Raw genomic sequence first — 12,745 nt, forward strand, 5'->3', positions numbered from 1 at the left:
CGGCCTGCGCAAATCGGCCCGACACCGATCGGACTGGGTTCAGCGCGGTCCCGAACAGCCTTGGATAACGTCACGGACCCTGCGATCGGTGGGGATAGACAGTGGCGGTGCGGTATCGATCTGCACTGCCAGTTGACCATCGGCGCGCATCAGCGTGTCGGCGACGAAGCGGTCGTCGGCGGTGGTTTGCGCGACCAGCGTGCCGCCCTCGTTAATCGCCGGATAGGTCGCCGCTCCTGATGCCGCAACGATCCGGATCGCGGCGCCGCGCGCGCCGGGGCGGATGAACGCGATGGAGCGCGCGGCGGGGTCGCAGCGGATCGCGAACGTCGCCGGGCGGGCTTTGGTGCCGAACCGGGCTACGGCGCCGGCCTGCTCCCAGCTGCCTGTGGCCGGCACGGCACCGTCAAGTTCGGGCGCGGGCAATTCGCCGGGCGCGAGCGGGGCGGCAGGGGAAACGGGCGCGGCGGGCGTTTCGGTCGCGGGGACGGCGATCGTCACCGCGTTTGCCGCTGGCTCGGGCTCGGCGGAACATCCGGCGAGCAGCGCCGCGCAGCCTAGCGCGGCGCGGCGGATCACGCGCGGCAGTCCTCGGTCACGCGCAGGATCTCCGCCCAGGACGGAAGCACCAGTTGCGGCATTGCCGACACCGCCACCAGCACTCGGCCGCGGCTGAAGCCCATCGCATCGAGCAGGCTGTCGCGCGGCGTCACGGCGGCGGCGACGTAGGCCGGGGTTCCCCCGGTCGGACGCGCGGTCAGCGCACGCGTGGCGCTGGTGGTGCGGATGGTCATCGTTGCCGGCCCGGTGGCGCTACCCCGGCGCGACAGGAACAGCTGGCCGGCAGCGCGATCGCAGCGGATGGTGAAATCGGCATCGGCGCCGCTGCGCCCGAACAGCGCGATCGATCCGCGCTCGTCGCGGCGATAGACCCAGTCGCCCGGCGTCGGCGGAAGATCGGCCCAGTTGACTGCGGCCGGGGCCGGCGTGGGCGGCGGGGTCGGTGCCGGCGCGGGGGCAGGCGTCTCGACCGGCGGGGGCGGCGGCTCGGCGCGCGGCACGCAGGCTCCGAGTGCGAGGAAGCCTGTGGTGACAAGGGCAAGACCCGGAAAGCGACGCGACATGCCGGCGGTTATGCGCGATGCGTGGCCGGCGCTCAACCGCTGTCTCCCGCTGCTCGCGGATTTCGGACGAAACCGCTGCACCGCCCGGCGAAGCGCAGCGCCACGTCGGCAGCCCGGCCGCTGGCAACCACTTGGCCGCCCTTACGCACGGCGATCGTTCCCGTCGCCCCGCGTAGCGCGCCCAGTGCTCCCAACGGGTCGTGCAGCGCCGCGATCACCGCCGCCGCCCCGGATTCGGATGGGTCGGTTCGGGCGGGAGCGGCAGTGAACCAGGCATCGCCGATCGCTACTGTCAGGCGGGCTCCGGGCGCGCCTTGCCACACGAGATAGGGCGGTTTTTCCCGTGTGCACACCAGCGCGACGCCGTCACCCTCAGGCGCTGGCAGGAACAGCGCGGTCTCGGTCGGCGCATTGAAGCTGCGCGCCACGTCGCGGGGCAGCGTGCGGCCGGGATCGAGCACGCCTTCGAGATCAGCAGCGATCGCCGCTCCCTCGATCGTGCCGAGCGCCGCCTGGCGCGCCCGTTCCGCCTCGATCCGCGCGCGTCGCGTCGCCTCCGGCCCATCGGCGAGGGTAAGGTAGCGCTCGACCGCATGGACCCAGATGTCATCCGGCCCGTCCACCGTCTCGAAGGTCCGGGCAAAGGCGTGGAATGCCGGCTGGATGCCGTCGTCGCCTTGCTCGAACATCACCACCACCAGTTCGCCCAGCGCATAGAATTGGCGGATGCATCCGCCGATGCCGGTGCTGAAATGCGCCTCGCTTAGCGGTGTGACGATCGCCGGAACCGGATTGCCGTTCCATGCGGTCAGCCCGAACAGTTTTAGCCGGTCGGGCGGGACGCTGCCCCTGAGAGCCCGCACCAGCTCGACCTGCAGTTCGGGCGCGAAGTCGTCCGGTTCGGGGCCGTGTTCGGTCGGACCGCCGACGACACGCACCAGCATGATCGCGTCGGCCTGTTCGACTAGCTCGAGATTGTCGGGTACGCGGTAGCCCTCGCGCATCGAGCATGCGAATGCCGGGGCGGTCCAGGCGATCATCGCGACCGCAGCCGCGATCAACTTGCGTATCGTCATCGTCCGGCTCCCCGACCCTGCACGGGAGATGGTAGCGTCGCGACCGGGCCGCGCCGCCGGCTATTCGAGCGTGGTCGTCGTCTCGATCGCGTCGAGCATCCCGGGAAGCCAGGCGTCGCCGTCGCGCAGGCGGAAGCTGTTGGTGTAGCCCCAGGCGCAGCTCTGGACGCCGACCGACGCGAAGGCGGCGCTGACGGTGTTCATATAGGCGACGCGCTCTGCCAGTGGCACTTGCGGGTGGTCGATCGCGCCATATTCGCCGACGAACGGCACCCGGCCGGTGCGTTCGATATAGGCGGTAACCTTGTCGAGATCGCTGCGCAGCGCGGCGATGTCGGCGTCACTGCCGAAGCTGCGGCCCAGGGCAGGTGCCGGCGACACCCAGTTCGCGCCCTGATGGGTGAACGCGAACGGATCGTAGTAATGGAAGGTCGGCACGAGATACGGGTCGTCGGGCATCGGCAGGCTGGCGAGCGAGCCGATGCCGCTGTAATTCTCGCCGCCGATCACTACCGGGCGGGTCGGGTTGCTCGCGCGGACCTGGGCCAGCGCCGGGGTCAACACCGATAGCAGATTGTCGTCGTCTAGGACGTCGTGCGGTTCGTTGAGCAGTTCGAACCAGACGCTGTCCGGTGCGTCGGCGAACGTCGCCGCGATCTGGCGCCACATCGCGGCGAAGCGCTCGCCATGCGCGGGCGGGTCGGCGAAAAGCTCGTCATAATGATGCATGTTGAGCATGACGTTGAGCCCGGCGTCGGTCGCGGTCTCGACAAGGTGCTCCACGCGGGAGAGGAATGCCGGGTCGATCGCATAGGGCGGCGTGGTCGCGGCATGGGCCGACCAGCGCACCGGCAAGCGGATGCTGTCGAAGCCGCCCGCCTTGATGATCGCGAAGTCGGCATCGACGATCGCGCGGCCCCATTCGCCTTCGGTCGGCGCCTCGAGATGGTTGGCCATGTTGACGCATTTGCCGAGCGGCAGCGCGACGCCGGTCATCGCGCGCGCGGCAGGCCCGGGGACGAATGCGGCGGGGGCGGGGGTCGGCGTCGCGGTCGGCGTGGGAGTCGCGGTCGGCGTGGGCGAGGGCGGCGCGATCACGCTGCCGCCGCCACCGGCCCCGCCGCTGCACCCGGCGACACCGGCGGCCAGCGCTGCAAGGATCCATCGCCGCATCTGCCCGCTCCCGTGTTGCTCTTATTGCAAAACGATATCGAGATTATGCGCATGCCGCAACCGTGCGGCCTGTGGCTGGCAACGGAAATGCCCGCCGGAACGCGTCCGGCGGGCACCTTTCCTCCCCAGGAAACAAAGGGCCGGCGCAGCAAAGGGGGACGCGCGCCGGCCAGGACGCTACGCGGCGGCGCGGATCGGCACCTTGGCCTCGAATTGTGCTGCCTCGGTGGACTCGGCGAGTGCGGTCGTCGAACTGGCGCCGCCCGCCAGCGTCGTCGCTACCAGGTCGAAATAGCCGGTGCCGACTTCGCGCTGGTGGCGGGTAGCGGTGTAGCCATCGGCTTCGGCGGCGAATTCGGCCTGTTGCAACTCACTGTAGGCCGCCATCCCGCGGTCCTTGTAGCCGCGCGCCAGTTCAAACATGCCGAAGTTGAGCTGATGGAAGCCCGCCAGCGTGACGAACTGGAACTTATACCCCATCGCGCCGATCTCGCGCTGAAAGCGGGCGATGTCATGCGTATCGAGATTGGCTTCCCAATTGAAGCTGGGCGAGCAGTTATACGCCAGCATCTTGTTCGGAAACTCCGCCTTGATCGCCTCGGCGAAGCGGCGGGCATCGTCGAGATTGGGTTTCGACGTTTCCCACCACAGCAGGTCGGCGTGCGGTGCGAAGGCGAGGCCGCGCCGGATGCAGTGATCGACGCCAGTGCCTTCCTTCAGGCGGAAGAAGCCTTCGGGCGTGCGCTCTCCGGTCAGGAATTCATGGTCACGCGCGTCGATGTCCGAGGTGATGAGCTTCGCGCTCTCGGCATCGGTGCGCGCGCAGATGAGCGTCGGCACGCCCGCGACGTCGGCGGCGAGGCGCGCGGCGTCGAGATTGCGAATATGCGCCTGGGTCGGGATCAGCACTTTTCCACCCAGATGGCCGCACTTTTTTTCCGATGCCAGCTGGTCTTCGTAATGCACGCCCGCAACGCCGGCGGCGATGTACGCCTTCATGATCTCGTAGCAGTTGAGCGGCCCGCCGAAGCCAGCTTCGGCATCGGCGACGATGGGTGCGAACCAGTCCCGCGTCGCGCCGCCCTCGCTATGCTCGATCTGATCGGCGCGCTGGAGCGTCGCGTTGATCCTGCGCGCGAGTTCCGGCCCGGCATTGGCGGGATAGAGCGACTGGTCGGGGTACATCTGGCCCGCGGTGTTGGCGTCGGCGGCGACCTGCCAGCCTGACAGGTAGATCGCCTTCAATCCGGCGCGCACCATCTGCATTGCCTGGTTGCCGCTCAGCGCGCCGAGCGCGTTGATATAGTCCTCCGACTGGAGCAGTTCCCACAACCGGTTCGCACCGCGCGTCGCCAGCGTATGCTCGATCGTCACCGATCCGCGGAGCCTCTCTACATCGGCAGGCGAGTAGGGCCGCTCGATGCCTTCGAAGCGGCCGGCGGGGGCGGGGACAAGGCTCTCGAAGGTCGTCATGTCAGTTCCTTTACAGCTCCGCGGGCAGGAGGTGCATCTGGTTTAACCTGACGAAGCCCAAGAATACGAGCAACGACGCTCGACAATCACGTGCGCTAGTCGGGCAAGGATAGACCATAGCTTGAAACCCTGTCACAACATGACAAAGGGGATAGGCGATGGCCGACGACAAGCTGTACGCGGGACACGCGGTGCGCAGATTGCGGCGCGGAGCCGGGCTAACCCAGGCGGCGATGGCGGAGATGCTGGGCATCTCGCCAAGTTATCTGACGCTGGTCGAGCGCAACCAGCGGCCCTTGTCCGCGACATTGCTGCTCAAACTGGCGCAGGCGTTCGATTTCGATCCGCGCCAGCTGGCCGCGCGCGATCCCGGCGGCGGCGCCGATGCGCTGCGGCGGCGGCTCGCCGACCCGCTGTTCGCCGATCTCGAAATCGACCGCGCCGAATTGGCTGAATGGCTGGCCGCCGCTCCCGGGGGTGCCGAGGCGTTCGCGCGCGCCTATGACCGCGGCGGCGCGGACACTGTTCTTGCCGCCGATCCCGCCAGCGAGGTCCGGCGCGAGATCGAGCGCTGGGGCAATCATTTCGCCGACCTCGACGCGCAAGCCGAAGCGCTCGCCGACGAGGTGCGGCTGAGCGCGGGCGATCCGGCGTCGGCGCTGGGCGAGCGGTTGCGCGGCCGGCACCAGATCGCGGTCCGCATCCTGCCGGCCGAGATACTGCCGGGCACGCTGCGGCGGCTCGACCTGCATGCGCGGCAATTGCAGCTGTCCGAAATGCTCGACGCGGCGTCGCGCTGCTTTGCGCTGGCGCAGCAGATCGGCGTGCGCGAGGCGCGAGGCGAGATCGACGCGCTGGTGCGCGGCGCGGGGTTCGCCGACCGGTTGAGCGAGCGGCTGTATCGCCGCCACCTCACCAGCTATTTCGCCGCCGCGGTGATGATGCCCTATGCCCGCTTCCTGCGCGCGTGCGAGGCGACGGGGTACGACATCGAACTGCTGCAACGCCGCTTCGGCGCGGGCTTCGAGCAGGTGGCGCACCGGCTGACCACGCTGCAACGGGTGGGCGCGCGGGGTCTCCCGTTCTTCATGCTGCGCATCGACCGCGCGGGGCAGGTGTCGAAACGCTATGCCGGAGCAAGCGGAGCGGCGCTGGTCGAGGGGCCCGGCCTGTGCCCGCTCTGGAACCTGTTCGACGCATTTTCACGCAGCGGCGAGATCGTCACGCAGCTGGTCGAGACGCAGGACGAGGCGCGCTGGTTCACCCTGGCACGCACGGTGCAGCCGCAAGGGACCCGCGCCGGGGCGGTGCGCGCGCGCTTCGTAGTGGCGCTGGGCGTCGCTGCGGAGCGCGCCGGCGACCTGGCGCTTGCTCGAGGGGGCGATGCCGAAGCCCGGGCGATGCCGATCGGCCGCGGATGCCGGGCCTGTACCCGGCTGGACTGTCCGCAGCGCAGCGCCGCCCCCGCGGGCCGTGCGCTGGTCGTCACCGAGCATGAGGCAGGAGTGACACCGTTCACCTTCGTCGCCGATTGACGCGCGGCCCGTCCCCCTTTGCGCTGACGAAGCGACTGAAGGGCATCCTGAGAGGAAGCCGACGTTACAGCCCAATCGGCGCGATGCTCCAGACGATACGTCGCGATTCGAACCAGTCCATCGGTTTGCCGCTCTTGGCGATGGCTGGGCGATATCGCCCGCGCGCCACGAGCTGCTCGCAGGCTGCGCTGTCCAGCACGGAATTGCCGCTCGACCGCAAGACCGCGCAGTCCTTGGCACGGCCATCAGTCGCGATGCGCCAACGGATGATCGTTTCGCCATGTTGGCCCTCACTAGCCGCGCGGAGCGGATAGGCATACCAATCGCTCATGTCGCCGATTGGCACCGGGCGAGTGGCGAGCATATCGGGATCGATGCCCCAGCCGCGAATCTGGTCGGACTCGCATTTCCGGAGCGCTGCAACGGCCTTGCCCGCGGAGGTCAGTGTCATGGCGACCGGCGGCTGGCGATGCTCCTCGATCGTGACCGCACTTTCCTTGCCAAGGGTTTCAAGCCCGGAGCGGGAGATGAAGAAGCGGAGCAGCCGTTGGTCGGTATTGGGAACCGGAAGGCTCACGCCGTTCCTGCTCGACAGCAGCTTGTCGGCGCCGAACGACATCGAGACGCTGCCGCGCCGCCACCCCTTCGTGGGCTGTTCGAAGCGGAGTAATACCACCTCTACCTGATCATCGCCCGGCGCGAGCCGGAAGCCCAGTTCCGCCTTTTCCGCGCCGTCGGCATAGCTGCGCGTCAGCAGGCACAAGTCCTGCTGATAATCGAGTACCCATTTGCCGTTCGGGACGTAGGATGGATCGGCAGTGGCTATCAGCGCGACCGCAAGTCCCCAGATTGCCGACATTGTATCCCCCGACACAGGCGCGCAGCGCGTGTATGCCGATCATAGCGTCGGCGATGACATACGCTACTCCCCAAGATGGCGTTCACCTGCTACGGCCCCGCGCATCATGCTCAACCTCAACACTATCACGGTGCGCCTCGGCGGGCGCACGATCCTCGACGGCGCGACCGCGGCGTTGCCGCCGGGCAGCCGCGTCGGCCTGATCGGGCGCAACGGCGCGGGCAAGTCGACGCTGGTGCGGGTCATCGCCGGCCTGCTCGAACCCGATGGCGGGTCGGCGGAAATGCCCAAGGCGGCGCGATTGGGCTATATCGCGCAGGAAGCGCCGTCGGGTACGGCAACGCCGTTCGAGACGGTGCTAGCGGCCGATACCGAGCGCGCGCGGCTGCTCGACGAGGTCGAGGGGCTGGAGGACATGGACCGCGTGGTCGAGATCCACGAGCGGCTGATCGCGATCGACGCGCATGCTGCGCCCGCGCGCGCTGCGCGCATCCTGGTCGGGCTGGGCTTCGACGAGGAGGCGCAGGGGAGGCCGCTCGACAGCTTTTCGGGCGGATGGAAGATGCGCGTCGCGCTGGCGGCGCTGCTGTTCAGCCAACCCGACCTGCTATTGCTCGACGAGCCGTCGAACCATCTCGATCTCGAAGCGGTGATGTGGCTCGAGGACTTCCTCAAGAGCTACAAGGCGACGATCGTGGTCGTCAGCCACGAGCGCGATTTCCTCAACAACGTCGTCGATCACATTCTCCACCTGCAGGGCGGAAAGGTGACGCTGTATCCCGGCGGCTACGACGCGTTCGAGAAGCAGCGGGCGGAGCGGATGGCGCAGCTCGCAGCGGCCAAGGCCAGCCAGGATGCGCAGCGCGCCAAGCTGCAGGACTATATCGCGCGCAATTCCGCCCGCGCGTCGACCGCCAAGCAGGCGCAGTCGCGGCAGAAGGCGCTCGCGCGGATGGCGCCGATCGCGGCGATGGCGGAAGATCCGTCGCTGAGCTTCGACTTTCCCGATCCTGACGAGCTACGTCCGCCGCTGGTGACGCTCGATCTCGCCAGCGTCGGTTATGGCGATACGGCGATCCTCAAGCGGCTGAACCTGCGGCTCGATCCGGACGACCGCATCGCGCTGCTCGGCCGCAACGGCAACGGCAAGACGACGCTTGCCCGGCTGCTCGCCGCGCAGCTGACGCCGATGGACGGCGACATTACCGTCAGCGGCAAGATGCGGGTCGGCTATTTCACCCAGTATCAGGTCGAGGAACTCGACGTCGACGATACGCCGCTGGCGCATATGACGCGGGTGATGGACGGCAAGTCGCCGGGGGCGGTGCGTGCGCAACTCGGGCGGTTCGGGTTTTCGGGCGACAAGGCGACGACGCGGGTCGGCAAGCTATCGGGCGGCGAGCGCGCGCGGCTGGCGCTGGCGCTGATCACTCGCGATGCGCCGCACATGCTGATCCTCGACGAGCCGACCAACCATCTGGACGTCGATGCGCGCGAGGCGCTGATTCAAGCGCTCAACGCGTATAGGGGCGCGGTGGTTGTGGTCAGCCATGATCGCCACATGCTCGAGACCACGGCGGATCGGCTGGTGCTGGTCGATCAGGGCACGGCGCGCGAGTTCGAAGGGTCGCTCGACGACTATATCGCGCTGGTGCTCGGGCAATCGGCGGCGGAAAAGGCGGCCAAGAAGGACAAGAAGGCCGATCGCAAGGCGGCAGCGGCGGCGCGCGAGAAGGAAGCCGAGCTGCGCAAGGACGCCAAGGCTGCGGAGGCGGAAATCGCGCGGCTGACCAAGGAGAAGCAGGCGCTGGACCATGCGATGTTCGCGCCGGCCGAGGCGCAGGCGGCGCTTGCCAAGCTGTCGATGTCGGAACTTATGAAGCGGCATTCGGAAACGGTCACGGCACTCGACGCGGCCGAGGCGCGGTGGCTTGCGACAAGCGAGGCGATGGAGCAGGTGCAAGCGTAGCGGGCGGTTCCCGGCTTGCGGTCGCGGTCGTTTACCGGCAGCATTCGCGCGCCGATGTGGGAGAGAGCCATGCTGTTGCTGTTCACTGCACTTTTCCTGCAGACTGCGGCCGCGCCTTCGGCCGAGGCGGAGGCGCTGGGATTGCGTCTGGCCCAAGCCGGAACGCTGGCGTCGATCGCGCCGATGCTGATCGAGAAGGACTTAGGCGAGCTTGCTGCCGAGGATAGCAGCCTGACCCCCGCCGAGCGCGACCGGCTGCTGGAGATCGGCCGCACGCAGGGCCGCGCCGGATATGCCAGGGTGACCGCTGCGATCGGGCATGCCTATGCCAAGCGGCTGAGCGTCGCCGACCTGACGCTGCTGGTGGCACATGCCGAGGATCCCGCGGCGCGGCGCTTCTCGGCCGCGGTTCCCGGAGCGCTTGCCGAGGCGATGCAGGGCATCGGTACGATCGACCTGAAAAAGGATGTTGCCGCCGCGTTCTGTCGCGACACCGGGAAGCTGTGCGATCGCGACTGATACGGGACCGGCATCGCCGCTATCTTCAGAACGGCTGCTCGGAGGGTTATGGCCGGCGCATTGCGCGGGTCAGAGACCGGATCAACGCTTCCGAAGTCGCCTCGTCGTCGAACGGGCGACCGTTCGTGAGCAGCACGGCCGCGTGCGTCGGTGTTCGCACGACGAGCGCGAAGATACCCGGAATGGCTCCGAAATGGGTCAGCGTTCCGTCCGGCCGGATGCGCCACCCCAGTCCGTAATGGCTCTGCCCTGCAACGGCGAAGGGGGGCCTGAAGCGCACCAGCGGATCGACCGGCCCTGCGGCGAACCGCCAGTAATCCAGGGCGGACCCGGTCCATCCACCCGCCGGCCCCAATGCGCGCCATGCATTGGGTGAAAACCGGCTGGGATGCGTGACGCTGGGCAGCCCAAGATAGGCCAGCCCCGACCGCCGCGGGCGCAGGATGAGACGTGCAACGGCTTCGGCATAATCAAGTCGGGCCGCACGTTCGATCGCCTGCCCGATGCGGCAATAGCCGATGTTCGAATAGGCATAGCGCTCGCCGGGGCGGAAATCATTCGCAGGCATGCGATTGGCGATGACACGGCAATCGTCTGGATCGGCAAGCCCGATCCGCTGAGCGCTGACAGGGTCGCCGATCGGGTCGAAGGTGAGCGCCCGGTCCCAGCCGCCGCTATGTGAAAGCAGCTGGCGAAGCGTTGCCCCGTTTGCGGTTTCGGGAAGCGGTCGGTCGAGCCGAAGCTTGCCCAAGCGGACCAGCGCCAACGCAGTAGCGGCGGTAAGCGGCTTTGCCAGACTGGCGAGGCGGAAGCGGTCGCCGACCCGCATCGGCTGGCCCGGCGCCGCTTCACCCCAGGCGACCAGTCGCACGGGTCCGCCGATCGGCCCGATCGCGAGCACCGCGCCGCCGATGCCTTCGCGCGCCAGCATGCTCGGGATGGCGCGCTCCGGCGCAGGCGGCAGGTGCGCGCATGCGATCACGGATCCGAGCAGAAGCGCCATCGGGAGGGCCAGCAGCAGCAAAGCGCGCCGGCGCCACCGCGGGCGGAGTGGGGGCAGGGGCGGGCGGGGCAGGACCACGCTGGCGCGCTACCGCGAAAACGCTAAGATAGCGTGATGGCACGCATCGCGACCTATGCCGAATTCTGGCCCTTTTACCTTCGCGAGCATGCGAAGCCGGAAACGCGGCGGCTGCATTATATCGGCACCGCGCTCACGTTGCTGTTGCTGCTGGTCGCGCTCAATTCGGGCGGGTGGTGGTGGCTGGCGATCCCGCTGGCCGGGTACGGCTTTGCTTGGTTCGCCCATTTCCGGGTCGAGAGAAACCGGCCGGCGACGTTCACCCATCCTTTATGGTCGCTGGTGAGCGATTACCGCATGTTCTTCCTGGCAGTGACGGGTCGATTGGGGCCGCATCTGCGGGCGGCCGGCGTGGCGACCTGAAGCGCGTGTCGCCGCGGATCGGGCCCGACGCTTTCGGGCGGCAAAGGCGAGCTACCTTGCGATCCGCCTGAAGGCGACCCTATCTCGCTGTCATGCCCATCGCGCCCAACACCCTCGCCCTGATCGGAAATACGCCGCTGGTTCGCCTCAATGGACCGAGCGAGGCGGCCAATGCCGACATCTTCGGCAAGTGCGAATTCGCCAATCCGGGTGCCAGCGTGAAGGATCGCGCGGCGCTGTTCATCGTCGAGGATGCCGAAGCGCGCGGCTTGATCCGGCCGGGGGGGACGATCGTCGAGGGGACCGCGGGAAACACCGGGATCGGGCTGGCACTGGTCGCCAATGCCAAGGGGTATCGCACGATCATCGTCATGCCCGAGACCCAAAGCCGCGAGAAGATGGACACGCTGCGCGCGCTGGGCGCCGAACTGGTGCTGGTGCCCGCCGCGCCTTATTCGAATCCGGGGCATTTCGTTCACACCAGCCGCCGCATCGCCGAGGAAACGCCCAACGCGATCTGGGCCAACCAGTTCGACAATATCGCCAATCGCCGCGCGCATATCGTCGGCACGGCAAGCGAGATCTGGGAGCAGATGGACGGGCGGATCGACGGGTTCACCTGCGCGGTCGGCACTGGCGGGACGCTGGCAGGCGTCGGCCTCGGCCTCAAGGAGCGCGACGGCGACGTTCGGATCGCCCTGTCCGACCCGCATGGCGCCGCGCTGTACGAATATTATGCGTGCGGCGAGCTCAAGTCCGAGGGCTCGTCGGTTGCCGAGGGCATCGGCCAGGGACGGATCACCGCCAATCTGGAGGGGGCGCCGATCGACACGCAGTTTCGTATTTCCGACGAGGAAGGTCTCGAATGGGTCCGGCGGCTGCTCGACGAGGAAGGGCTGTGCCTCGGCCTCTCGTCGGGGATCAACGTCGCCGGTGCGGTGCGGCTGGCGCGCGAGATCGGCCCGGGTGCGCGCGTGGCGACGATCCTGTGTGACACCGGGTTCCGGTATCTCTCGACGCTCTACAACCCCGAATGGCTGATTTCCAAGGGGCTGCCGGTTGCTGAAACGCTTCGCGGCGATTGAACGGTCGACAAGCGGGCCCAGTTCGTACCATATATGTCACAGCCATGAAGAGCCGGTCGCAGGAATCTCCCCAAGCAATGCAGCGCGTTCGTGTCGGTGTGACCGGCCTTGCGTCGGTCGTCCTGCTGATCGGCGTCGCCGCGGCGGTGTGGAGTTCGGCAAGCCGAGAAGCTCCGGTGACGGCGGTCGGCGCGTCCAATTCGGCCGTAGTCGCCAATATTACCAGCCCTATCGACGCGACCGGTGACGCCGCCGCCGTGGAGACCGAGCCTCTCGCCGAGCTGGGAGCCGCGCCGAGCACCGCATCGACCGAAGAGGTCAATGCCGCGGATATCGAGCGAGCGCTGAACATCTACGACGAGGCTGTCCCGCCCGCCCCGCCGCCCCGCTGAAAGATCCTCACAGTATCGGTCTGATCGCGATCGCACGAGTAGTGCGACGGTGACCGCGCGCGCATACCCGCCAGAGCTGCTCGTAAGACCATACCA

Annotated in this window: 13 protein-coding genes; 6 read left to right on the plus strand and 7 right to left on the minus strand. The window is 68.0% G+C overall.

Annotation, left to right across the window (positions count from 1 at the left end; all coding sequences use genetic code 11):
* Nucleotides 1-39: 39 nt before the first annotated feature.
* The 5 genes from FHY50_RS01465 to aceA all read right to left on the minus strand — a co-directional run bounded on the left by FHY50_RS01465 (nt 40) and on the right by aceA (nt 4,846).
* Nucleotides 40-579: a hypothetical protein gene (locus FHY50_RS01465; RefSeq protein ID WP_140046631.1), complete on the minus strand. Its 540-nt coding sequence runs from the start codon at nt 577-579 to the stop codon at nt 40-42.
* Complete coding sequence (locus tag FHY50_RS01470) at nt 576-1,124, minus strand: hypothetical protein (RefSeq protein ID WP_140046632.1); 549 nt, start codon at nt 1,122-1,124, stop codon at nt 576-578. Before FHY50_RS01470 ends, FHY50_RS01465 begins: the two co-directional genes overlap by 4 nt.
* Nucleotides 1,125-1,156: 32 nt before the next feature.
* Nucleotides 1,157-2,200, minus strand: a complete 1,044-nt coding sequence (locus FHY50_RS01475; protein WP_140046633.1) for a hypothetical protein — start codon at nt 2,198-2,200, stop codon at nt 1,157-1,159.
* Nucleotides 2,201-2,260: 60 nt separating this feature from the next.
* Nucleotides 2,261-3,373, minus strand: a complete 1,113-nt coding sequence (locus tag FHY50_RS01480; RefSeq protein WP_243846669.1) for a glycoside hydrolase family 5 protein — start codon at nt 3,371-3,373, stop codon at nt 2,261-2,263.
* Nucleotides 3,374-3,550: 177 nt separating this feature from the next.
* Nucleotides 3,551-4,846, minus strand: a complete 1,296-nt coding sequence (gene aceA / locus FHY50_RS01485; protein WP_140046634.1) for an isocitrate lyase — start codon at nt 4,844-4,846, stop codon at nt 3,551-3,553.
* Nucleotides 4,847-5,004: 158 nt separating this feature from the next.
* On the opposite strand from aceA, the gene FHY50_RS01490 reads away from it, so the two are divergent.
* Nucleotides 5,005-6,381: a helix-turn-helix domain-containing protein gene (locus FHY50_RS01490; RefSeq protein WP_140046635.1), complete on the plus strand. Its 1,377-nt coding sequence runs from the start codon at nt 5,005-5,007 to the stop codon at nt 6,379-6,381.
* Nucleotides 6,382-6,445: 64 nt separating this feature from the next.
* Here the strand turns inward: FHY50_RS01490 and FHY50_RS01495 are convergent, their stop codons facing one another.
* Nucleotides 6,446-7,144: an energy transducer TonB gene (locus FHY50_RS01495; protein ID WP_166745470.1), complete on the minus strand. Its 699-nt coding sequence runs from the start codon at nt 7,142-7,144 to the stop codon at nt 6,446-6,448.
* A 202-nt stretch (nt 7,145-7,346) separates the two neighbouring features.
* On the opposite strand from FHY50_RS01495, the gene FHY50_RS01500 reads away from it, so the two are divergent.
* Together FHY50_RS01500 and FHY50_RS01505 are read left to right on the plus strand one after the other, a co-directional pair.
* Nucleotides 7,347-9,209, plus strand: coding sequence for an ABC-F family ATP-binding cassette domain-containing protein (locus tag FHY50_RS01500; protein ID WP_140046637.1), 1,863 nt, complete (start codon nt 7,347-7,349; stop codon nt 9,207-9,209).
* 69 nt (nt 9,210-9,278) lie between these two features.
* Nucleotides 9,279-9,728, plus strand: a complete 450-nt coding sequence (locus FHY50_RS01505; protein ID WP_140046638.1) for a hypothetical protein — start codon at nt 9,279-9,281, stop codon at nt 9,726-9,728.
* 46 nt (nt 9,729-9,774) lie between these two features.
* Here the strand turns inward: FHY50_RS01505 and FHY50_RS01510 are convergent, their stop codons facing one another.
* Nucleotides 9,775-10,731 (minus strand): serine hydrolase domain-containing protein, encoded by a 957-nt coding sequence (locus FHY50_RS01510; protein ID WP_140046639.1) that lies wholly within the window; start codon nt 10,729-10,731, stop codon nt 9,775-9,777.
* 114 nt (nt 10,732-10,845) lie between these two features.
* On the opposite strand from FHY50_RS01510, the gene FHY50_RS01515 reads away from it, so the two are divergent.
* The 3 genes from FHY50_RS01515 to FHY50_RS01525 all read left to right on the plus strand — a co-directional run bounded on the left by FHY50_RS01515 (nt 10,846) and on the right by FHY50_RS01525 (nt 12,649).
* On the plus strand, nt 10,846-11,172 hold the full coding sequence (locus FHY50_RS01515) for an Mpo1-like protein (protein ID WP_140046640.1): 327 nt from the start codon (nt 10,846-10,848) through the stop codon (nt 11,170-11,172).
* A 92-nt stretch (nt 11,173-11,264) separates the two neighbouring features.
* Nucleotides 11,265-12,257, plus strand: a complete 993-nt coding sequence (locus FHY50_RS01520) for a cysteine synthase A (protein WP_140046641.1) — start codon at nt 11,265-11,267, stop codon at nt 12,255-12,257.
* Between the two features lie 44 nt (nt 12,258-12,301).
* Complete coding sequence (locus tag FHY50_RS01525; RefSeq protein ID WP_180345082.1) at nt 12,302-12,649, plus strand: hypothetical protein; 348 nt, start codon at nt 12,302-12,304, stop codon at nt 12,647-12,649.
* The last annotated feature ends 96 nt before the right edge of the window (nt 12,650-12,745 follow it).

Origin of the sequence: Sphingomonas japonica (genome assembly GCF_006346325.1) — a bacterium.
In the GTDB taxonomy this organism is placed as follows: Bacteria; Pseudomonadota; Alphaproteobacteria; order Sphingomonadales; family Sphingomonadaceae; genus Sphingomonas; species Sphingomonas japonica.